Annotated in this window: 18 protein-coding genes, 1 other RNA gene and 1 pseudogene; 13 read left to right on the plus strand and 7 right to left on the minus strand. The window is 64.3% G+C overall.

Annotated features, from left to right (window positions below):
• Window positions 1–2: 2 nt before the first annotated feature.
• Together gap and tkt are read right to left on the minus strand one after the other, a co-directional pair.
• Window positions 3–1010 (minus strand): type I glyceraldehyde-3-phosphate dehydrogenase, encoded by a 1008-nt coding sequence (gap, locus tag V1292_RS12035; protein ID WP_334372749.1) that lies wholly within the window; start codon window positions 1008–1010, stop codon window positions 3–5.
• A gap of 140 nt (window positions 1011–1150) precedes the next feature.
• A complete protein-coding gene (tkt, locus tag V1292_RS12040; RefSeq protein WP_334372751.1) occupies window positions 1151–3136 on the minus strand; it encodes a transketolase in 1986 nt (661 codons plus the stop codon).
• A gap of 287 nt (window positions 3137–3423) precedes the next feature.
• Between tkt and V1292_RS12045 the strand changes: the two genes are divergently transcribed.
• The 3 genes and pseudogenes from V1292_RS12045 to V1292_RS12055 form a co-directional block, all read left to right on the plus strand.
• Entirely contained in the window at window positions 3424–3750 is a 327-nt protein-coding gene (locus V1292_RS12045; protein ID WP_334372753.1) for a DUF4164 domain-containing protein, read from the plus strand.
• A complete protein-coding gene (locus tag V1292_RS12050; protein ID WP_028349229.1) occupies window positions 3747–4130 on the plus strand; it encodes a cell division protein ZapA in 384 nt (127 codons plus the stop codon). Before V1292_RS12045 ends, V1292_RS12050 begins: the two co-directional genes overlap by 4 nt.
• Window positions 4131–4420: 290 nt before the next feature.
• Window positions 4421–5536, plus strand: a pseudogene (locus V1292_RS12055) (IS481 family transposase); the annotation flags it as partial.
• A 287-nt stretch (window positions 5537–5823) separates the two neighbouring features.
• Here the strand turns inward: V1292_RS12055 and V1292_RS12060 are convergent.
• On the minus strand, window positions 5824–6219 hold the full coding sequence (locus V1292_RS12060) for an endonuclease domain-containing protein (RefSeq protein WP_334372754.1): 396 nt from the start codon (window positions 6217–6219) through the stop codon (window positions 5824–5826).
• A 248-nt stretch (window positions 6220–6467) separates the two neighbouring features.
• Between V1292_RS12060 and ssrS the strand changes: the two genes are divergently transcribed.
• The 3 genes from ssrS (at window position 6468) to V1292_RS12075 (ending at window position 8224) form a co-directional block, all read left to right on the plus strand.
• Window positions 6468–6628: non-coding RNA, 6S RNA (ssrS, locus tag V1292_RS12065), on the plus strand.
• Window positions 6629–6823: 195 nt separating this feature from the next.
• The gene (locus tag V1292_RS12070) at window positions 6824–7399 is read left to right on the plus strand and encodes a 5-formyltetrahydrofolate cyclo-ligase (protein WP_334372756.1); all 576 of its coding nucleotides are present in this window, start codon (window positions 6824–6826) and stop codon (window positions 7397–7399) included.
• Window positions 7400–7402: 3 nt separating this feature from the next.
• On the plus strand, window positions 7403–8224 hold the full coding sequence (locus V1292_RS12075; RefSeq protein ID WP_334372757.1) for a TIGR00282 family metallophosphoesterase: 822 nt from the start codon (window positions 7403–7405) through the stop codon (window positions 8222–8224).
• Window positions 8225–8419: 195 nt separating this feature from the next.
• Here V1292_RS12075 and V1292_RS12080 read toward each other — a convergent pair whose 3' ends face one another.
• From V1292_RS12080 to V1292_RS12095, 4 genes are all read right to left on the minus strand, one after another.
• Entirely contained in the window at window positions 8420–10627 is a 2208-nt protein-coding gene (locus V1292_RS12080) for a xanthine dehydrogenase family protein molybdopterin-binding subunit (protein WP_334372759.1), read from the minus strand.
• A 5-nt stretch (window positions 10628–10632) separates the two neighbouring features.
• On the minus strand, window positions 10633–11649 hold the full coding sequence (locus V1292_RS12085) for an FAD binding domain-containing protein (protein ID WP_334372761.1): 1017 nt from the start codon (window positions 11647–11649) through the stop codon (window positions 10633–10635).
• The gene (locus V1292_RS12090; RefSeq protein ID WP_334377016.1) at window positions 11646–12125 is read right to left on the minus strand and encodes a (2Fe-2S)-binding protein; all 480 of its coding nucleotides are present in this window, start codon (window positions 12123–12125) and stop codon (window positions 11646–11648) included. Before V1292_RS12090 ends, V1292_RS12085 begins: the two co-directional genes overlap by 4 nt.
• Window positions 12126–12447: 322 nt before the next feature.
• Window positions 12448–14205 carry a methyl-accepting chemotaxis protein gene (locus tag V1292_RS12095; RefSeq protein WP_334372763.1) on the minus strand — a complete coding sequence of 586 codons (1758 nt, stop codon included), beginning with the start codon at window positions 14203–14205 and terminating at the stop codon, window positions 12448–12450.
• A 199-nt stretch (window positions 14206–14404) separates the two neighbouring features.
• On the opposite strand from V1292_RS12095, the gene V1292_RS12100 reads away from it, so the two are divergent.
• From V1292_RS12100 to V1292_RS12130, 7 genes are all read left to right on the plus strand, one after another.
• A complete protein-coding gene (locus tag V1292_RS12100; RefSeq protein WP_065743088.1) occupies window positions 14405–15151 on the plus strand; it encodes a YebC/PmpR family DNA-binding transcriptional regulator in 747 nt (248 codons plus the stop codon).
• A 218-nt stretch (window positions 15152–15369) separates the two neighbouring features.
• Complete coding sequence (ruvC, locus tag V1292_RS12105) at window positions 15370–15897, plus strand: crossover junction endodeoxyribonuclease RuvC (protein ID WP_334372765.1); 528 nt, start codon at window positions 15370–15372, stop codon at window positions 15895–15897.
• Between the two features lie 298 nt (window positions 15898–16195).
• The gene (ruvA, locus tag V1292_RS12110; protein ID WP_334372767.1) at window positions 16196–16813 is read left to right on the plus strand and encodes a Holliday junction branch migration protein RuvA; all 618 of its coding nucleotides are present in this window, start codon (window positions 16196–16198) and stop codon (window positions 16811–16813) included.
• On the plus strand, window positions 16810–17259 hold the full coding sequence (locus V1292_RS12115) for a hypothetical protein (RefSeq protein WP_334372768.1): 450 nt from the start codon (window positions 16810–16812) through the stop codon (window positions 17257–17259). Before ruvA ends, V1292_RS12115 begins: the two co-directional genes overlap by 4 nt.
• Window positions 17260–17382: 123 nt before the next feature.
• Window positions 17383–17802 carry a cytidine deaminase gene (locus V1292_RS12120; RefSeq protein ID WP_065726757.1) on the plus strand — a complete coding sequence of 140 codons (420 nt, stop codon included), beginning with the start codon at window positions 17383–17385 and terminating at the stop codon, window positions 17800–17802.
• Window positions 17799–18845: a Holliday junction branch migration DNA helicase RuvB gene (ruvB, locus tag V1292_RS12125; protein WP_334372770.1), complete on the plus strand. Its 1047-nt coding sequence runs from the start codon at window positions 17799–17801 to the stop codon at window positions 18843–18845. Before V1292_RS12120 ends, ruvB begins: the two co-directional genes overlap by 4 nt.
• Window positions 18846–18992: 147 nt before the next feature.
• The gene (locus tag V1292_RS12130) at window positions 18993–19904 is read left to right on the plus strand and encodes a metallophosphoesterase (RefSeq protein WP_334372771.1); all 912 of its coding nucleotides are present in this window, start codon (window positions 18993–18995) and stop codon (window positions 19902–19904) included.
• Window positions 19905–19924: the final 20 nt, after the last annotated feature.

The following is a 19924-nucleotide window of genomic DNA, read 5'->3' on the forward strand; positions in this document are numbered from 1 at the left end:
ACTTACAGCAACTTCCCCATCGCCACGGCGGTGTCCGCCATCCGGTTGGAGAAACCCCATTCATTGTCGTACCAGGACATCACGCGCACCAGCGTGCCGTTCTGCACCTTGGTCTGGTCCTCGTGGAACGTCGACGAGTGGGGATCGTGGTTGAAGTCGATCGAGACATTCGGCGCGGTGGTGTAGCCGAGGATGCCCTTGAGCTGCTGCTCGGAGGCGCGCTTCATCGCCGCGTTGATTTCCTTGGCATCGGTTGCGCGCTTGGCGACGATCTTGAGATCGACGACCGAGACGTTCGGCGTCGGCACGCGGATCGCGACGCCATCGAGCTTGCCCTTCAGTTCGGGGAGCACGAGGCCGATGGCCTTCGCCGCACCGGTCGAGGTCGGGATCATCGACATCGCCGCCGCACGGCCGCGATAGAGATCCTTGTGCAGGGTGTCGAGGGTCGGCTGGTCGCCGGTGTAAGCGTGGATCGTGGTCATGAAGCCGGTCTCGATGCCGACGGTGTCGTTCAAGACCTTGGCGAGCGGCGCCAGGCAGTTGGTGGTGCAGGAGCCGTTGGAGACGACCAGGTGATCCTTGGTCAGCGTGTCATGGTTGACGCCGTAGACGATGGTGGCGTCGGCGTTGTCGGCGGGCGCCGAGACCAGCACGCGCTTAGCGCCGGCGGTCAGATGCGCGGAAGCCTTGTCCTTGGCGGTGAAGATGCCGGTGCATTCCAGCGCAATGTCGACGCCGAGCGCCTTCCACGGCAGCTTCGACGGGTCGCGCTCGGCGGAAACCTTGATCTTGCCGTTGCCGAGGCTGATCGAGTCGCCGTCGACAGTCACAGTGCCGGGGAAGCGGCCGTGCACGGAATCGAAGCGCAGCAGGTGGGCGTTGGTCTCGACCGGGCCGAGATCGTTAATGCCGACCACTTCGATATCCTTGCGGCCGGATTCTGCGATGGCGCGCAAGATATTGCGGCCGATGCGGCCAAATCCGTTGATCCCGATGCGGACTGCCATGCTGGTTTCTCCTCTGATAGCCGGTGCCCGCCCCGCGGAGACGTTCCACGGAGGTGCTGACGGCGGAACGCCCGGTTCGGCCGGGCGGGAACGGTCAATATGGGGGTCTAGGTAGTCCTTTTTCCCCCACAGCTCAACCGTCAGCCCACGCGCTTCAGGACAGCGTTAACCGCAGCCTCGGCAGTAATTCCGAAGTGCTTGAAAAGGTCCTTGGCGGGGGCGCTTGCACCGAAACCGTGCATGCCGATGAATTCACCATCCTGGCCGATCACGGCGTCCCAGCCCCAGCGTACCGCGGCCTCAATGGCGACCTTGACCGGCGCATTGCCGATAATCGCTGCCTTTCGGTCGGCCGGCTGATCCAGCAGGAGCTCGAGCGAGGGCACCGAGACCACCCGCGACGGGATGCCACGCTCGCTCAGTTGCTTTTGGGCTGCCACCGCGATCTCGACCTCGGAGCCCGAGGCGAACAGCGAGACTTTTGCCTCGCCCTGCGCCGCGACCAACTCATAGGCGCCATGCGCGCAAGGATTATCGTTGGGCGCATTGGTGCGAAGCTGCGGCAGGTTCTGGCGGGTCAGCGCCAGCACGGTCGGGCCGTCGACCCGGTTGAGCGCCAGTTCCCAGCACTCCGCGACCTCGACGGCGTCGCAGGGCCGGAACACGCGCATGTTGGGAATGGCGCGAAGCGCCGCGAGATGCTCGACCGGCTGATGCGTCGGCCCGTCCTCGCCGAGCCCGATCGAATCATGGGTCATCACGTAGACGACGCCCGCGCCCATCAGCGCGGCGATCCGCATCGCGGGCCGGGCATAGTCCGTGAACACCAGGAAGGTCGCGCCGTTCGGCGCGAAGCCGCCATGCAGGAAGATGCCGTTCATCGCCGCGGCCATGCCGTGCTCGCGGATCCCGTAATGGATGAAGCGGCCCTTCGGTGCCTTGGCCGAGAACGCCACTGCCGACTTCGCCTTGTTGTTGTTGGAGCCGGTGAGGTCGGCGGAGCCCGCCAAAAATTCCATCGGCATCGCGGCGGCGATCGCCTCGATCGCGGCTTCGGAAGATTTCCGCGTGGCAACATTCAGCGGCGATTCCAAAAGCGCCTTCTTGTGCGCCCGCAGCGCCTTCGACAGCGCGGCGGGCCGCTCGTGCCGCATCCGCCGCTCGAACTCGGCGCGCTTGCGGGGGCCGAGCTCGGCGAAAACGCCTTCCCACTCCTCGCGCGCGGCAGCGCCGCGGCTGCCGGCGGCACGCCATGCCTTCAGCACATCGTCAGGCACCGAGAAGGCGTCGAGCGAAATGCCGAGCTTTTCCTTGGCGCCCTTGAGCTCGTCGGCGCCGAGCGCCTCGCCATGGGCCTTCGCCGTGCCGGCCCGCGTCGGCGCGCCGTAACCGATCGTGGTCTTGCAGGAGATCAGCGACGGCTTGTTGGATTTTTGTGCGCGGGCGATCGCGGCGGCAATCGCCTTCGGGTCCTGGCCGTCGATCAGTTCGGCCGCCCAGCCCGCGGACTTGAAGCGCTTCACCTGGTCGACCGAATCGGCGAGCGAGGTCGGGCCATCGATCGAGATGCCGTTGTTGTCATACAGTACGATCAGCTTGTTCAGCTTCCAGTGCCCGGCCATCGCGATCGCTTCCTGCGACACGCCTTCCATCAGGTCGCCGTCGGAGGCGAGCACGTAGGTGTGGTGGCTCACCACCTTCTTGCCGAACTCGGCGGCCAGCATCTTTTCCGCCAGCGCCATGCCGATCGAGGTGGCGATGCCCTGGCCGAGCGGGCCGGTGGTGGTCTCGACGCCGCTGGTTTCGAAATTCTCCGGATGTCCCGGCGTCTTGGAGCCGAGCTGACGGAAATTCCGGATCTGATCGAGCGTCATGTCCTTGTTGCCGGTGAGGTACAGCAGGGCATAGAGCAGCATCGAGCCGTGTCCGGCCGACAGCACGAAGCGGTCGCGGTCGGGCCAGGTCGGTGCCGCCGCATCGAATTTGAGGAACTGTGTGAACAGCACGGTCGCGATGTCGGCGGCGCCCATCGGCAGGCCGGGATGGCCGGATTTCGCCTTTTCGACGGCATCCATGGCAAGCCCGCGAATCGCATTGGCCATACGGGTATGATCGACCTGCGTCATGTGAAAATCCGCCTGAAATGAGGTGCTTGGTTAGGGGTATGTACCGGGCGAAGGCCGCAATACGGGCGTGTTTGAGGGAAAGTGCGGGCTGGATAGCACCTCAATCCCCGGGAGTCCAAGGCGTGGAAACGCCCTTGCCATGCGAAAAGTTGCTTAGCAGTGCATAGCTTCGCGCGGGCGTTGCGCTCGGCTCGCTTGCCACGTAAATTTCGTGCTCTAACCGCTTGCCGAACCGCGGATTTTGCTGCCGTGCGGCGGGCCTACCGCGAGGGTGCGCGCTGTCTCTCATGAGCGATCGTCACACCAACGGGGCCGGCAATGCCGAGCCGGTCCAAGTCGACATCGACGCCGCTACGCGGCGCCTGATGCTGGCACTCGATGCGCTCGAGGCTGCGGCCGAGCGGCGGCGCGACGCCGACCGCGACGAGAACGAGCTGGCGAGCCGGATCCAGGCGCTCGGCGCCGATCGCTCGCGGCTCGCCGACGAACTCGACGGTTCGCTGGTGAAGACGCGGCGGTTGGAGCGCACCAACCGCGAGATATCAGAAAAGCTGGATGCCGCGATCGGCACCATCCGTGCGGTGCTCGATGCCGACGCCGGGGAGAGTGAATGAGTCACATCAACGTCACCATCAACGGCCGGCAGTATCGCATGGCCTGCGAGGAAGGGCAGGAGGTGCGGCTGTTGAAGCTCGCCGAGAGCCTGGAGTCGCGGGTCGGAGAGTTGCGCGGCAAGTTCGGCGAGATCGGCGATGCGCGCCTCACCGTGATGGCCGCGCTCACCGTGTGCGACGAACTGCTGGATGCCAACGCGCGCATCCGCGCGCTGGAGGGCGAACTCGAAACCCTGCGCAACGTTCGCACCGCCGCCGCCGACCGCGCCAAGGCCACCCAGGTCGCCGTCGCCAACGCGCTTAACGCCGCCGCCGACCGCATCGAAAAAACCACGCAGGTCATCAACCGCACCATCGGCAGCGGCGTCGCGATCGGGTAAGACCGCGCCAATTCTTCACCCTCCCCTGGAGGGGTCCGAGACGAGCGAAGCTCGCTCGTGGGTCGGCTCACAGCGAGCGAAGCGAGATGTGAGGCGGGGTGGGGTGATCTCTCAACACGGGCAGCGCCCGATACGAAAGACTGTCACCCCACCTCGGTTCGCATTTCATGCGAACCGATCCTCCCCCTCCAGGGGAGGATAAGGGGCGGTCCTAACCGGCTACATCGGTGACAGAGTAGACCGACGACATCGATGACAGGTCAACTGGTCAGCAAGGGAGGACCTTGCTGATGGGGTGGAAGGAGACCTGTGCGGTGGAAGAACGGATGCGTTTTGTATTTGCGGCGGAGAAGGGAGAAGATTCGTTTGCGGCCATCTGCCGACGGTTCGGGGTGAGCCGGCAGAACGGCTACAAATGGCTTGCCCGGTACCGGGAGGCAGGTTTGGAAGGTCTGCAGGAGCACTCGCGAGCTCCGCTGCATCATCCGCAAGCGATTGCGGAGGACATTGCCGAACGCTGCCTTGCGGTGCGGCGGGCGCATCCGACCTGGGGTCCGTTGAAGGTACGGGCCTATCTGGAGCGCCGCGCACCTGCGACCGAGTGGCCGGCGGCGAGCACGATCGGTGCGCTGTTCGACCGCGAAGGGCTGACGGTCAAGCGCAAGCTGCGCCGGCGCAGCCCGCCATCGAGCGCCCCCTTTGCCCATTGCGAGGCCGCCAACGACGTCTGGTGCATCGACTTCAAGGGCTGGTTTTTGACCGGGGACGGCAAGCGGTGCGAACCGCTGACGATCACCGATGCCCACAGCCGCTATCTGCTGCGCTGCCAGGCCCTGCCGCGCACGGATACCGAGCATGTCTGGCCGGTGCTCGATGCGGCGTTCCGCGAGTTCGGCCTGCCGCGCTACATGCGCTCGGACAATGGCTCGCCCTTTGCCTCGCGCGGCGCCGGTGGTCTATCAAGGCTGTCTGTGAAGCTGATCAAGGCGGGCGTGACGCCGGAACGCATCGCGCCTGGCAAGCCGCAGCAGAACGGCCGCCATGAGCGCATGCATCTCACCCTGTTGCAGGAGGTCGCCGACCCGCCGGCAGACAGCATGCGGGAACAGCTCAAGCGCTTGCGCAAGTTCCAGCATTTTTACAACGAAGAGCGCCCGCACCAGGCGCTCGACAATGCGACGCCGGCCGACCGCTACCAGATCTCCGCGCGCCGCTTCGACGGCATCCTGCGCGAGCCGAACTACGACGATGACCAGGAAGTGCGTCGGGTCCGTCACAACGGGGAGATCAAGCTGGACGGCAACATGATCTACATCAGCGAAGCCTTGGTCGGCGAACCGGTTGCTCTTGCCGAAACCGAGGATGGCTGGAGCGTCTGCTATGGACCGGTGGTCCTTGGCACCATCGCCTATCGCGGCGACCGGCTACGCAAACCCAAACGCAAAGGCTGTGGACTTGTGGACAACGCTGCGCGTTGCCCACAGGGTCCACAGCCAACAACAACAGACCTGAACGAAACGAGAATTGTGTCATCGATGTCGCCGGTTTGAACTGTCACCGATGTTGTCGGTTGCTCAGGGCGCGCTACGATGGCGCGAATGTCTGCGACAAGTCGCAAATGATTGACGCGCGCTCGCTCTACCCTCCCCGGGAGGGGGAGGGTCGCCGCGCAGCGGCGGGGCGGGGTGACAGATTATCCTCGTCGGCGGTGCTTCAGTGGAAATGTCTCCGCATCACGCGAGCCATACACCTCCAAATAAATCCTCTCCATCACCGCATTCAAATCGCCAGCAACGTCCGAATTCCAGAAGCGGATAACCCGATATCCTTCCTGGTCCAGCCAGACTTGCCGTTCGCTATCGCGCTTGGCGATCGCATCCTCGTTGTGATGCTCGCCATCGAGCTCGATGATCAGACGTTTTGCCGGACAGAGGAAGTCCACGACATAAGGTCCGATCGGCGTCTGACGCCGGAAATGCGAGCCCTCCATCGGCAGCTCTTTCAAAGCACGCCAGAGAGTGCGCTCATGCGGCGTGGTATTCGCCCGCAGCTTCTTCGCTGCGGCGCGTCGGATTGCCGTTGAAACCATATCGATCTCGCTCGTGGATAGATCACCCCACCCCGCTCGCATCGGACGATGCTGCGCATCGCCCGAGTGCGAACGACCCTCCCCCTCCAGGGGAGGGTGAATTGGAGCGCAATCTTAACGCGAGTGCAACTGGCCATTTCGAAAGTTGTGTTCATGTCGAGCGGCCCGTCTTCCGCGTTAGGGGACGGGAAAGCTAAGCTAACCGGTAACCGCTGGCGGACTCGCCTCGTAGCGCTTACATTGGCTTCGCGAAGCTGCGTCGTGCGTCAGGAGCCATATATCCCCGGGGCCTTATCGATCCTTTAGGGAACTGTCCCTGGCCGGGTCCGTGGATCCGGACATATGGTGCCCACCTACTTTCGTAGGGAACTCCGGGATCGAGTGCTTCAACGGCGTTCGCGGCCTCGCACTTTCGTTTTGTTGCTTGCGACCTCGTCCTACCCGCGCACGTCCCGTCATACCCCGCGCATGCGGGGTATCCAGTACGCCGCGGCGTCTCGGTTGAATCACTGAAGTCTCTGGAATACTGGATCACCCGCCTTCCGCCTTCGCTCGTTGAGCTTCGGCGGACAGGTCGCGGGTGATGACGGCGGAAAGATACTGCATGACGGCAACCCTGTCGAAAGCCGATCTCCGCGCCGCAGCTCTGGCGAAACGCGATGCGTTGAGCGACGAGCAGCGCGCGGCTGCGGCGCAGGCGATGGCGAAGCGCGGCCTGCCGTTCGAGGTCGAGCCAGGGCTCGTCGTGTCGGGATATTCGCCGATCCGCAGCGAGATCGATCCGGCACCCCTGATGCGCAAGCTCGCCGAGCAGGGCGCGAAGCTCGCGCTGCCCGCAGTGCTGTCGCGTGGCAAATCGCTCGCGTTTCGCGCGTGGTCGCCCGATGACCGGCTGATGATGGGGCCGCTCGGCATTCTCGAACCGTCGCCGGCGGCGGCCGAACTCGTGCCCGATATCATGCTGGTGCCGCTGGCGGCGTTCGATCGCGCCGGCCACCGCATCGGTTATGGCGCAGGACACTACGACTTCACACTCGCCCACTTGCGCAAGGCGAAGGCCATTACGGCCATCGGCACCGGCTTTTCCGTGCAGGAAATAAAAGCCGTTCCCGCGCTGCCGCACGACGTGGCGCTGGATTATGTGCTAACGGAAAAGAAAGTGTTCGATTTCCGGAGCTGAACTTTGCGTATTCTCTTCGTTGGTGACGTGGTCGGCCGAGCAGGGCGCACCGCGGTCGCGGCATATCTGCCCGGCATGATCAGGGACTGGGCGCTCGACCTCGTCGTCGTCAATGGCGAGAATTCCGCCGGCGGGTTCGGCATTACCGAGGCGATCTATCAGGAATTGCTCGACGCCGGGGCGGATGCCATCACGCTCGGCAATCACGCCTGGGATCAGCGCGAGGCGCTGGTGTTCATCGAGCGCGCGCCAAAACTGGTCCGGCCCGCGAACTATCCAAAGGGCACGCCGGGCCGGGGAGCGGCGCTGGTCGATACCAAGAACGGCAAGCGCGCGCTCGTTATCAACGCGATCGGCCGCGTCTTCATGACGCCGTTCGACGATCCCTTCGCGGTGCTCAATCAGGAACTCGAGGCCTGTCCGCTGCGCGAAGCCGCGGATGCGATCGTGGTCGATTTCCATGGCGAGGCGACGAGCGAGAAACAAGGCATCGGCTATTTCTGCGATGGCCGCGCCAGCCTCGTCGTCGGCACGCACACCCATGTGCCGACTGCCGATCATCAGATCCTCGCCGGCGGCACCGCCTACATGACAGACGCCGGCATGACCGGCGATTATGATTCCATCATCGGCATGCAGAAGGAAGAGCCGCTACGGCGCTTTACGACGGGTATCCCATCAGCCCGTTTCGAACCGGCCGCAGGGGCGGCGACACTCAGCGGTGTCGCGGTCGAGACCGATGATGCCACCGGTCTCGCGCTGCGTGTTGCGCCGGTGCGGGCCGGCGGCAGGCTCGAGCCGGCCGTGCCGGCGTTTTGGGCGTGAAGCGATACAAACGCCGGAGAGTGTCGATGCCGAGGCTGCTGGTTGTTGCGCTGTCACTCTCCGTTCCCCGGACGGAGCGCAGCACGCAGTGATGCGCTGCTGAGCCGGGGTCCAGAGATGATATGCGGAAAGACGGGTCCCGGCTCTGCGGAGCAGCGCTACGCGCTGCACCGCGTCCGGGACACGGACCTCGCTTCAATTGAACTGAACCACCTTGTCGAGCGTAATCGGCAGGTCGCGGACGCGTTTTCCCGTCGCATGATAGACCGCGTTGGCGATCGCCGCCGCCACGCCGACAATGCCGATCTCGCCGAGGCCCTTGATGCCGAGTGGATTGACCATCTCGTCGGGCTCGTCGACGAAGATCACCTTGATGTCGTGCACGTCGGCATTCACGGGCACGTGGTATTCGGCGATATTGGCGTTCATGACGCGTCCGAAGCGATGGTCGAACAGCGTTTCCTCGTGCAGCGCCATGCCGATTCCCCAGACCACGCCACCCATGACCTGGCTGTGGGCGGTCTTCGGGTTGAGGATGCGGCCGGCGGCGACGGCATTGACCACGCGGGTCACGCGGATCACGCCAAGCTGTTCGTCCACCTTGACCTCCGCAAAGATGGCGGAGTGGACGTTGCGCGCCCGCGACTTGTCTTCGGCAACCTTGTTCGCCTCCTCGCGCGTGATGCGATCGGCATTGCCGGATTGCATCGCGCTGGCAATCGAGACCGCGCGGGTCGCATCCCGCTTGTTGACGATCTTGCCGTCGATCAGGGCGACGTCATCCACGCCGGCGCCTGCCAGCGGCGAATCCTTCATGCCGATTGCAAGCTTCAGCAAGTCGCCGCGAACCGCGCGGGCGGTATTGGCAATCGCGTTGCACACTGAGGACGCGATCCACGAACCGCCTTCGAGCGGACATTGTGGCAGCGTGGAATCGCCGAGCTTGACGCTGATATTGTCGATCGGCAGGCCGAGCATGTCGGCCGCGACCTGCGCCATGATCGTGTAGGTGCCGGTGCCGATATCGGACGCGGCGGTCGCCACTTCCGCATGACCGTTCGCCGTCAGCACGATGCGCACCGTGGTCGGCATCTGCAGCGCCTCCCATACGCCGGATGCCATGCCCCAGCCGACCAGGTCGCTGCCCTCGCGCATGGAGCGCGGCTCGGGCGTGCGCTTGTCCCAGCCAAACGCCGCCGCGCCCTGCCGGTAGCATTCACGCAGTTGCTTGCTGGTATAGGGAATATCCCCGCCTTGATCGCGGTCGGAATAGCATTGTAGCCGCAACTGCACCGGATCCATCTTGAGCGCGACGGCGAGTTCGTCCATCGCGTATTCGAGCGCGTAGACGCCGGTCGCAGCCCCCGGCGCGCGCATGTCGCAGGAGGTCGGCAGATCGAGCTTTACCAGTCTGTGCCCGAATTCCGCATTCGGACTCTTGTAGAGCAGGTTTCCCCAGCCAGTATCGTTGCGCGCGAACTCCTCAAACTGCGAGGTCACAGTGATGGCTTCATGTTGCATTGCTTCGAGCGCGCCCTCGCTGCTGGCGCCAAGTGCAAGCCGTTCGATGCTCGCCGGCCGGTAGCCGAGTGCATACATCTGCGCCCTCGTCAGCATGACACGAACCGGGCGTTTGAGTGCCTGCGCTCCCAGAACTGCCAGTACGACCTGGTATTGCGGGCGTAGCCCCGCGCCGAAACCGCCGCCCATGTAGGGCGACATGACGCGCACCTTGTCCGGCTTCATCTTGAACACGCCGCAAAGATACTGCTGGACGTTCTGCACGCCCTGCGTCTTGTCGTAGACCGTGAGCTGGCCGTCATCCCAGATCGCCGTCGAGGCAAACAGTTCCATCGGATTATGGTGCTCGGTCGGAATGAAATATTCGGCCTCGTGGCGCACGGCGGCGGACGCAAATGCCTTTTCGGCATCGCCGCGCGGCTTCTCCGGCTTATCGATGGCAAATGCGTTGGCGCGCTCCGCGTGCAGATCGGTGATGTGAGGCGCCTTCTCGTATTCGACCTTTACCAGCGAAGCGGCGACGCGCGCGGTTTCCCAATCCTCGGCCAGTACCAGCGCAAGCGGTTGTCCGCTGAAAAGGATCATGTCGTCGTAGAGCGGACGATAGGGTGAGCCTTTTTCCGGCGCGACTTCGTCCTTGTAGGCGTCATCCTTGTCGGGCATCTGCGGTCGATTCCGATGGGTCAGCACGTCGATCACGCCATCAACCTCCAGCGCCCCGCTGGTGTCGATGCGCACGATCCGCCCCTTCGGAATCGTCGATTCGACGACATAGCCATGGACGAGGCCGGGGACGTTGAACTCGCCGGCATATTTGGCTTCGCCGGTGACCTTGGCCCTGCCGTCGACGCGGGATGTCGCTGATCCGATATAGCTTGCCATGGCGCTCACCGTATTTTCTTGTCGGAGACCGACTGCGGCGTGCCTCGCGCGGCCTGATCGAGCGTGCGAATGATAGCGCGCCGCGCCAGGCCGATCTTGAAATCGTTGTGCCCGTAGCCCTTGGCGCCGTGCAGCAGCCAATCCGCGGCTTTCGCAAATGCGGTCGCGTCAGTGCGTTGTCCGAGCAGAGCCGCTTCGGCCGCGGTACTGCGCCATGGTTTGTGCGCAACGCCGCCGAGCGCCAGGCGGGCTTCCTTGATCGTGTCGCCGTCGAGTTCGAGCGCTGCCGCCACCGAGACCAGCGCGAACGCATACGACAAACGATCGCGAATCTTCAGGTAGGAATAGTTCGCGCTGAACCCTTTTGGCGGAAGCTCGATGGCCGTGATGATCTCATCGGGTTCCAGATTGGCGTCGCGCTGCGGCGTGTTGCCGGGCAGGCGATGGAAATCGGCAAACGCGATGGTGCGCGCCCCGGCCGGACCTGCGACATGCACGGTGGCCTCGAGCGCTGCGAGTGCCACGCACATGTCGGAAGGATGCGTGGCGATGCAGGCCTCGCTCGTTCCGAGGATCGCATTGATGCGGTTGACGCCATCGATCGCCGAGCAGCCGCTACCCGGCTCACGTTTGTTGCACGGCGTTGCCGTGTCGTAATAATAGAAGCAGCGCGTCCGCTGCAGCAGGTTGCCGCCGGTCGAGGCCATGTTGCGCAACTGCTGCGACGCGCCTGATAGTATCGCGCGCGAGAGCAGTGGATAGCGCTGTTCGATCAGGGGGTGGTAGGCGAGGTCGGTGTTCGGCACCATCGCGCCGATCAGAACGCCGCCGGCGGAGGTTGGTTCGACGCTCCTGAGCGGCAGGTGCGAAATATCGATCAGCCGGCTCGGACCCTCGACATCATATTTGATCAGGTCGATCAGGTTGGTGCCGCCCGCAATGAATTTTGCGGAAGGATCCGTGGCAATCTGCTTGATGGCATCGGCGACGTCGTTTGCGCGCGCATATTGGAACGGGGTCATGATCGCTCCATCGCCTGCTGGATCGCCGCCACGATGTTCGGATAGGCGCCGCAACGGCAGATATTGCCGCTCATGAGTTCGCGAATCTCGTCGGCCGTTTTGGCCTTGCCCTCGGCGATCAGCCCGGCGGCCGAGCAGATCTGTCCCGACGTGCAGTAGCCGCACTGAAATGCATCATGATCGATAAAGGCCTGCTGCAGCGGATGCAGCTCGCCGTCGTGTGCAAGGCCCTCGATGGTGATGATTTCGGCGCCTTGCTTCATCACCGCCAGCGTCAGGCAGGAATTGATCCGCCGCCCGTCGACCAGAACGGTGCACGCGCCGCATTGTCCGTGGTCGCAGCCCTTCTTGGTGCCCGTCAGGTCGAGATGGTCGCGTAGCGCATCGAGTAACGTCGTCCACGGGGCGACCGTCAGTTCCATACGGTTGCCATTGACGGTCAGCCTGATCGGAATTTTCTCCGGCACGGTGGCCATCCGCGTTACACGCTTTGCTGCGCCAGATCGGGCCATTTTTGACCTCCGCCTGCTTGATCTCCGCCTGCCCTGTCTCCGCCTGCCTTGGCTGGTGCGCGAGGGGCCTGCGCGGGGACGATCCAGCCTGCTTGACCTGGCGCGCTGAGGGAGCCGTCAGCCGCGGTTCCAAGCCTGCCTATCAACGAGTTCGAACAAGGAAGGTTCAGGGCGAACGCGCGATAGGCGCATCCGCTTCACGGCACGTTTTCAGGCAGCCATCGGCGCAATCGCGCGAAACGGCGCATGCCATTCGATGCGATATGCGCGGTGAGGGCGAGTGTGGCTAAAGCCGGTAGGCCGTGCGGAAGCCGCCCCAGTGGCGGCCCTTGACGCGGATCGGCACGTCGATCTCGCGCATCATCACGGTGTTGCCGTTGCCCATGTCGCGGGCGTAGCTCTGGATCAGATAGGCGCGCTGATTGCGCCCGGCGGCGAGTCCTGCCGGATCATTGAAGATGCGGCGGTTGCGGCTGTTGGCGGTGTTCCAGGTGACGTCGCCCGGGCGCTGTGGGTGCGAATAGATTTTGTTGTGCACCGGCAAATAGCCGTTGGTGTCGATCATGGCGCAGAACGCCATCCGCTTGTCCTTGGCAAGGAACGCTTCCTGGAACGGCGGCAGCGCGCGATCGGCCCAGTCCAGGATTTTGGTGCGATATTGCACCGGGTTGCTGCCTGGTATCTCGACGTAGTTGGTGTCGAACATGTCCTCCATCGAAATGGCGCCGCTATCGATGCCGTTCTCGAAAATCTTCTTCAGCGCCGCGCCGGCTTCCATCGCGCGGGTGACCGCCTCGGTGTTGTCGTCCTGGATCGACCACAGCTTGTCTTCGATCTTCTCGATCAGCGCGGCATTCGTCCGCTCGAACCGGGCCTGCGTGCCGGCCTTCGAGCGCTCACTGACGCGAATGCGGCAAGCGCCGATATCCTGCAACGTCGCCTCAAAACTCTGGCCCTGCGCCAGCCTTTCGGCGTCTGGCCCGCTGACCAGGATGCCATCGATCGAAATCTCATAGACCGGCGCCGATATCACGCCGCGCGGCGTCTGGATTTCGATCTTGAGGCTGCACGGTAGTTTTTGCTGTTCGCGGCGCTCGGTGCGATCACCCTGGCGCAGCAGCACTGCGCAACGCGCCTTGAGCTTCTGCGCAAACGCGGTGACGGCCCGTCCGGCCTTGGCGACGCTTTCGCCATGGGCCTCGGCTTCCTTGGTGGCGCTGTCGATTTCGGTGGCGCTGTCGCCGACGGAAGCGATGAAGCTCGAAGCGGAGGCCGCATTGTCGGCCATCTCGCCGGTGGTCGCGCTCTGCTCGGCGACCGCGCCGTTGACGTTCTCGAACACCGGGCGGATCGCCTCGATCGACTGCGTGATGCGATGCACGGCATCGACCGAGCCCGCGGCATCCCGCTGCAGCGCCTCGATCTTCTTCGTGATTTCCTCCGTCGCGCTTTGGGTCTGCACCGCGAGCGCCTTCACTTCGGTGGCGACGACGGCAAAGCCGCGCCCGGCTTCGCCGGCGCGTGCGGCCTCGATGGTGGAATTGAGCGCCAAGAGCGTGGTTTGCCGCGCGATCTGCGCGATCAGGTTGACCACGTTGCCGATCGCGGCCGATGATTCCCTCAGGCGGTCGACATTGGCGCCGGCTTCGCGGGCGGCCTCACTGGCCTGGTCGGCGAGCTTGCCGGCGTCGCGCACCTGGGAGCCGATCCCTTGCGCCGATTGGGTGAACTTGTCGGCGGCGTGCGAAAACGTCGTCGCCGTGTCCTGTGCGGCGCTGGTGCGGCTGGTCAGGGCGTCGGTGCGCTGGCGAATGGTGGAGAGCGTCGCAGCGGTCGCCTCGGCGCCGCCGGCGACCGAATTGGCCGCCCGCTCGAGCTGGCGGATCATCGCGCCGAGTTCGAGTTCCAGAAGTTCGAGGATGGCCTTGGCCGAGTCGCCATCGCCTGAGACGGCCTCCGTCACGGCGGCGGCCGTCTGAACCTTGGGCTGGACGGCAGGCAAAGCCGGTTCCGCCACCTGCTTTTTGAACAAACCGAAGGCCATGGGGTCCCTTAAAAGTTGAGGGCGCGTGCGAAATCCTCTCATCCGAGCATGAAATCATGGTTAACAACTGCCTGATATTTCGGCGCGCGGCAGTAGCGGCATACCCGGATGGGACGTAAATCTTTGATTTCAGCCGGTTGCCGGCCTATAAGGCCGCGCTTCACCCCCTACACCCCCGGATGAATCCAAGAGACTCCGCATGGCCGGCCATTCCCAATTCAAGAACATCATGCACCGCAAGGGCCGGCAGGATGCCCAGAAGTCCAAGCTGTTCAGCAAGCTGGCGCGCGAGATCACGGTCGCCGCCAAGCTGGGAACGCCGGACCCGGCGATGAACCCCCGGCTGCGCGCGGCCGTGATCGCGGCCCGCCAGGAGAACATGCCGAAGGACAATATCGAGCGCGCCATCAAGAAGGCGATCGGCGGCGAGAGCGAGAGCTATGACGAGATCCGCTACGAGGGCTACGGCCCTGGCGGCGTCGCCATCATCGTCGAGGCGCTGACGGACAACCGCAACCGCGCCGCCTCCGATATCCGCTCCTATTTCACCAAGTCCGGCGGCAATCTCGGCGAAACCGGCTCAGTCGCCTTCATGTTCGACCGCACTGGCATCATCGAGTACGACGCCAGCAAGGCCTCCGACGACGCGATGCTGGAAGCCGCCATCGAGGCCGGCGCCGACGACGTCGTATCCAGCGAAAGCGGTCACGAGATCTACGCCTCGCAGGAAACCTTTCGCGAGGTTGCGAAAGCGCTGGAAGCCAAGTTCGGCGAAGCCCGCAAGGCAGCGCTGACCTGGAAGCCGCAGAACACGGTCGCGGTGGATGACGAGACCGGCGAGAAGTTGTTGAAGCTGATGGACCTGTTGAACGAGCACGACGACGTGCAGAACGTCTACGCCAATTTCGAGGTTTCCGACGCGCTGGTCGCCAAGATGGGCGGGTAGGGCGCCGCGTCGCCGAGCGCTCCATATTCCGCTGTCGTCGCCCGGCTTGACCGGGCGATCCAGTATCCAGAGGCCGTGGTGATTGCGCCGATAAGCCGCGGCGTACTGGATCCCCGCCTTCGCGGGGATGACAAGAGGAGCAAGGGGCGACGACCGGGGTAGGGGATTTCCGTTCTCTTTATGTTTCGTTCATCCAGCTCTGGCGTTATCACTACGCCATGACATCCCCACCGATTCGCCATCCCGTCCGGATTATCGGCATCGACCCAGGCCTGCGCCGCACCGGCTGGGGCGTGATCGAGACCGAGGGTAACCGCCTCGTCTTCGTCGGCTGCGGCTCGGTGGAGCCGCCGGACAATCTGCCCATAGCGAGCCGCCTGCTCGCGATCCATGAAGGGCTCGCCGCCGTGCTCGGCGATTTCAGGCCGGCGGAAGCTGCGGTGGAGCAGACTTTTGTCAACAAGGACGGCGTCGCCACCCTGAAGCTAGGCCAGGCCCGCGGCGTCGCCATGTTGGCGCCCGCGATGTTCGGCATATCGGTTGCGGAATACGCGCCCAATCAAGTGAAGAAGACCGTGGTCGGAGCGGGCCACGCCGACAAGAACCAGATCGCCGTGATGCTGAAGATATTGCTGCCGAAGGCCGAGCCCAGATCCGCCGACGCCGCCGACGCGCTGGCGATCGCCATCACCCACGCCCACCACCGCCAGAGCGCGGCGCTGCGGCTGAAAGTGGCGAGCGCATGATGAGCTCCCGCCGCGTCAGGCCAAGTGAGGGAAGCACACTCGTCAGGCTCCCTCCCCCCTTGCGGGGGAGGGTTGGGGAGAGGGGTAAGCCGCGGGCTCCGATCAAAGTCGCGCAGCGACAATCTATCAACGAACGCCGCAAGATGATGCGTGAGGATACGAGTGCTTCGCCTCAGACAACTGAGCAAGCGGCACCCCTCTCCCTAACCCTCCCCCGCAAGGGGGGAGGGAACCCATTCTCCGGTGCGTCCCCAACTATTGTCGGTACCGCCATCGCCTTCGAATCCGGGACGCCCCAATGATCGGCAAACTCAAAGGCCTGATCGATTCCTACGGCGAGGATTACGTGATCCTCGATGTCGGCGGCGTCGGTTATCAGGTGCATTGCTCGTCGCGCACGCTGCAGGCGCTGCCGTCGCCCGGTGAGGCCGCGGTGCTGTCGATCGAAACCTATGTCCGCGAGGATCAGATAAAACTGTTCGGCTTCCGCACAGACACGGAGCGCGAATGGTTTCGCCTGCTGCAGACCGTGCAGGGCGTCGGCGCCAAGGTCGCGCTCGCCGTGCTCTCCACGCTCCCGCCGGCCGAACTCGCCAATGCGATTGCGCTGCGCGACAAGGCCGCGGTGTCGCGCACGCCTGGCGTCGGACCGAAAGTCGCCGAGCGCATCGTGTCTGAATTGAAGGACAAGGCGCCGGCGTTCGCCAATGTCGATCCCGCCGTGGTGCATCTGGCCGGCGCCATCGACAGCGACCGCGCACCGCGCCCGGTGACCGACGCGATCTCGGCGCTGGTCAATCTCGGCTACGGCCAGCCACAGGCCGCCGCCGCCATCGCCACCGCCTCGCGCAGCGCGGGCGAGAATGCCGAGACGGCTCAGCTTATCCGGCTGGGCCTGAAGGAACTGGCGAAGTGAGCGGAGCCACATTCTTCCGTGATGAAGCCGGGACGCTGTCGCCGTTCTGGCGGTTCGTGCTAATTGTTGCGATTTTTCTACTGATCTGGCCGCCCATTTTCGGCAACGTCGGTTGGTGGATGAAGTTTGACTTTGGCCCATCGCTCCTTGTTGGCGTGACAGTCATAGCGACGTGGTCTTATTTCTTCGCGCCCGCTGCACTATTCGCAGGCATCATTCATGCTGTTGCTGCCATCAGTTTTCACTACAATTCGGTATGGGTACCTTTGCTGACGGCTGTATGTGCAACAATCCTGATCATGGTCTCGATCTCTGCGATAGGGCCCGGACCAACGCACAGCCTGATCGATGTGCCGCTCGAAGGCTATGTCATTTTTATTGTTGCCTCACTGATAGCGTCGCTGATCTGCTGGCGCCTGACGCGCCGATTTGCGAGGCTGGCATGACCACCCACGCATCGTCGCACCCGAGCGCCGATCCGGCGATGTCGGCGATACCAGGCTGGGGCTGAAGGAACTGGCGAAATAGATTATGTTCGCCACTGACTATCGAAGGAATGCGTTGCTGCCATGTTGAGCGAGAAAGACCAGGAACTAATTGCCGCCGCGATTGACGCGATCAGGCCGCGTTATCGCAATAAGTGGCAGGAGGTCGGCGCTGCGATGCGCACCCGCGACGGCCGCATCGTCACCGGTGTGAATATCGATGCCTATATCGGCCGGATCGCCGTCTGCGCGGAGGCGATCGCCATTGGCCGGGCCATCACCGAAACCGGCGATCGTGGCATCGAGACCATCGTCGCCGTGCGCCATCCCAAGCCGGACGAGCCCGGCAGTATCGCCGTGGTATCGCCCTGCGGCATCTGTCGCGAACTGATCCACGATTACGATGCAAAGGCGCGGGTCATCGTTCCCGACAATGGCCGCGAGCCGAAGGTCGTCACCATCGGCGAGCTTTTGCCCAACAAGTACCGGAGGGGCAACGGGTGAACACCCCCTCCCGCATCGTCACCCCCGAGCGCCGCAGCGACGATGTCGGCGACACCGCGATGCGTCCGCAACTGCTGTCCGAGTTCGTCGGCCAGGCGCAGGCGCGCAAAAATCTCTCGATCTTCATCGAGGCCGCGCGCAAGCGCGGCGAGGCGCTGGATCACGTGCTGTTCGTCGGGCCTCCCGGCCTCGGCAAGACCACGCTGGCGCAAATCGTCGCGCGCGAACTCGGCGTCGGCTTTCGCGCCACTTCCGGTCCCGTCATCGCCAAGGCCGGCGATCTTGCAGCACTGCTCACCAATCTCGAAGAGCGCGACGTCCTGTTCATCGACGAAATCCATCGCCTCAGCCCGGCGGTCGAGGAGGTGCTGTACCCTGCGATGGAGGATTTTCAGCTCGACCTCATCATCGGCGAGGGTCCGGCAGCGCGCTCGGTGAAGATCGATCTTGCAAAGTTCACCCTTGTCGGCGCCACGACGCGCGCAGGGTTGTTGACCAATCCGCTGCGCGACCGTTTCGGCATTCCGATCCGGCTGAACTTCTACACCGAGGAAGAGCTGGAGAAGATCGTCAGCCGCGGCGCCCGCGTGCTCAACATCGGCATGACGCCTGACGGCGCCAACGAGATCGCGCGCCGCGCCCGCGGCACGCCGCGCATCGCCGGCCGCCTGTTGCGCCGCGTGCGCGATTTTGCATCCGCTGCCGACGCCAGCTCGGTCGACCGCGCCATCGCCGACCACGCGCTGAGCGCGCTGGAAGTCGATGCCGCCGGCCTCGATGCGATGGACCGTCGCTATCTGACGACGATCGCGATGAACTATGGCGGCGGCCCGGTCGGCGTCGAGACCATGGCGGCGGCGCTATCCGAGCCGCGCGACGCCATCGAGGACATCATCGAGCCGTATCTGATCCAGTGCGGCTATCTGCAGCGCACCCCGCGCGGTAGGCTGCTCACCTCGCACGCCTTCCGCCACCTCGGCCTCGCCGAGCCCGCCCGCGATCCCGCGCAGTTCGGCTTGTTCGGCAACGGCGACGACGATTGATCGCTTCGAACCCGATCATTCCGGCGGTGCACTAAGGGCAGAATCGCTGGTGAGAAGCTGCTGGAGGTCTGCTAACGTTCTGCACAAACGCACCCCAATTCGGGCCCAATCCGCCACCATGTTGGCGCTGCATCACGATTGGATCACATGTTAACACGCCGTCATTTCTTGAAGTCCATGGGTGGCCTGGGCGCGCTGGGCGCCTCAACCACCGCTTACGGTTTCAGCGCGCCGGTCGTCCGGCTTCGCGTCGCGCGGTACGATATCTCGCCGCCGCAATGGCCGGCCGGTCTCAAGCTCAGGATCGCCGCCATCGCCGACCTCCACGCCTGCGATCCCTGGATGTCGCTCGATCATATCGGTGAGATCGTCGAACGCACCAATGCGCTCAAGCCCGACATCGTCGTCATGCTCGGCGACTACGTGGCCGGACATCGCAAGGTGACGCGCTTCATTCCCGACGCCGAATGGGCGGGAGCGTTGGCCGGATTGAAGGCGCCGCTCGGCGTGCATGCGGTGCTCGGCAATCACGACTGGTGGGAAGACAAGGAAGTGCAGCGCAACGGCCAGGGGCTGCCGAGCGCGGGCCGTGCGTTGGAAGCTGTCGGTATCCCGGTGTACGAAAACGACGCGAAGAAACTCAGCAAGAATGGCCAATCGTTCTGGCTTGCCGGATTGGGCGACCAGCTCGCTTACATTCCGGCGCGCCGCTTCAGGCCGCTCAAGCGGATCGGCGTCGACGATCTCGGCGCGACGCTGGCGAAGATCACCGACGATGCGCCGGTGGTCCTGATGGCGCACGAGCCTGACATCGCGCGCCGCGTGCCCGCGCGCGTTGCGCTGCAGCTCTCCGGGCATACCCATGGCGGCCAGGTGCGGATGCTGGGCTGGTCGCCGATCTCGCCCTCCGGCCAGCAGCTCGCCTACGGCCACATCAAGATGAATTGCGACGTCGTCGTCTCCGGCGGCCTCGGCTGCAGCATCATGCCGTTCCGTCTCGGCGTGCCCCCGGAGATCGTGCTGGTGACGGTTGGGGCGGGGCGGCCGGCGGTGGCGTAGATTGCCGGTCGGCTAAGGTA

It is taken from the genome of Bradyrhizobium sp. AZCC 1719, assembly GCF_036924525.1.
Lineage (GTDB): Bacteria > Pseudomonadota > Alphaproteobacteria > Rhizobiales > Xanthobacteraceae > Bradyrhizobium.

What these genes read in the sequence shown, in the direction of transcription:
- gap (WP_334372749.1), bottom strand. Translation starts at nt 1,010, where the DNA reads ATGGCAGTCCGCATCGGGATCAACGGATTTGGCCGCATCGGCCGCAAT.
- tkt (WP_334372751.1), bottom strand. Translation starts at nt 3,136, where the DNA reads ATGACGCAGGTCGATCATACCCGTATGGCCAATGCGATTCGCGGGCTT.
- V1292_RS12045 (WP_334372753.1), top strand. Translation starts at nt 3,424, where the DNA reads ATGAGCGATCGTCACACCAACGGGGCCGGCAATGCCGAGCCGGTCCAA.
- V1292_RS12050 (WP_028349229.1), top strand. Translation starts at nt 3,747, where the DNA reads ATGAGTCACATCAACGTCACCATCAACGGCCGGCAGTATCGCATGGCC.
- V1292_RS12060 (WP_334372754.1), bottom strand. Translation starts at nt 6,219, where the DNA reads ATGGTTTCAACGGCAATCCGACGCGCCGCAGCGAAGAAGCTGCGGGCG.
- V1292_RS12070 (WP_334372756.1), top strand. Translation starts at nt 6,824, where the DNA reads ATGACGGCAACCCTGTCGAAAGCCGATCTCCGCGCCGCAGCTCTGGCG.
- V1292_RS12080 (WP_334372759.1), bottom strand. Translation starts at nt 10,627, where the DNA reads ATGGCAAGCTATATCGGATCAGCGACATCCCGCGTCGACGGCAGGGCC.
- V1292_RS12085 (WP_334372761.1), bottom strand. Translation starts at nt 11,649, where the DNA reads ATGACCCCGTTCCAATATGCGCGCGCAAACGACGTCGCCGATGCCATC.
- V1292_RS12090 (WP_334377016.1), bottom strand. Translation starts at nt 12,125, where the DNA reads ATGGCCACCGTGCCGGAGAAAATTCCGATCAGGCTGACCGTCAATGGC.
- V1292_RS12095 (WP_334372763.1), bottom strand. Translation starts at nt 14,205, where the DNA reads ATGGCCTTCGGTTTGTTCAAAAAGCAGGTGGCGGAACCGGCTTTGCCT.
- V1292_RS12100 (WP_065743088.1), top strand. Translation starts at nt 14,405, where the DNA reads ATGGCCGGCCATTCCCAATTCAAGAACATCATGCACCGCAAGGGCCGG.
- ruvC (WP_334372765.1), top strand. Translation starts at nt 15,370, where the DNA reads ATGACATCCCCACCGATTCGCCATCCCGTCCGGATTATCGGCATCGAC.
- ruvA (WP_334372767.1), top strand. Translation starts at nt 16,196, where the DNA reads ATGATCGGCAAACTCAAAGGCCTGATCGATTCCTACGGCGAGGATTAC.
- V1292_RS12120 (WP_065726757.1), top strand. Translation starts at nt 17,383, where the DNA reads ATGTTGAGCGAGAAAGACCAGGAACTAATTGCCGCCGCGATTGACGCG.
- V1292_RS12130 (WP_334372771.1), top strand. Translation starts at nt 18,993, where the DNA reads ATGTTAACACGCCGTCATTTCTTGAAGTCCATGGGTGGCCTGGGCGCG.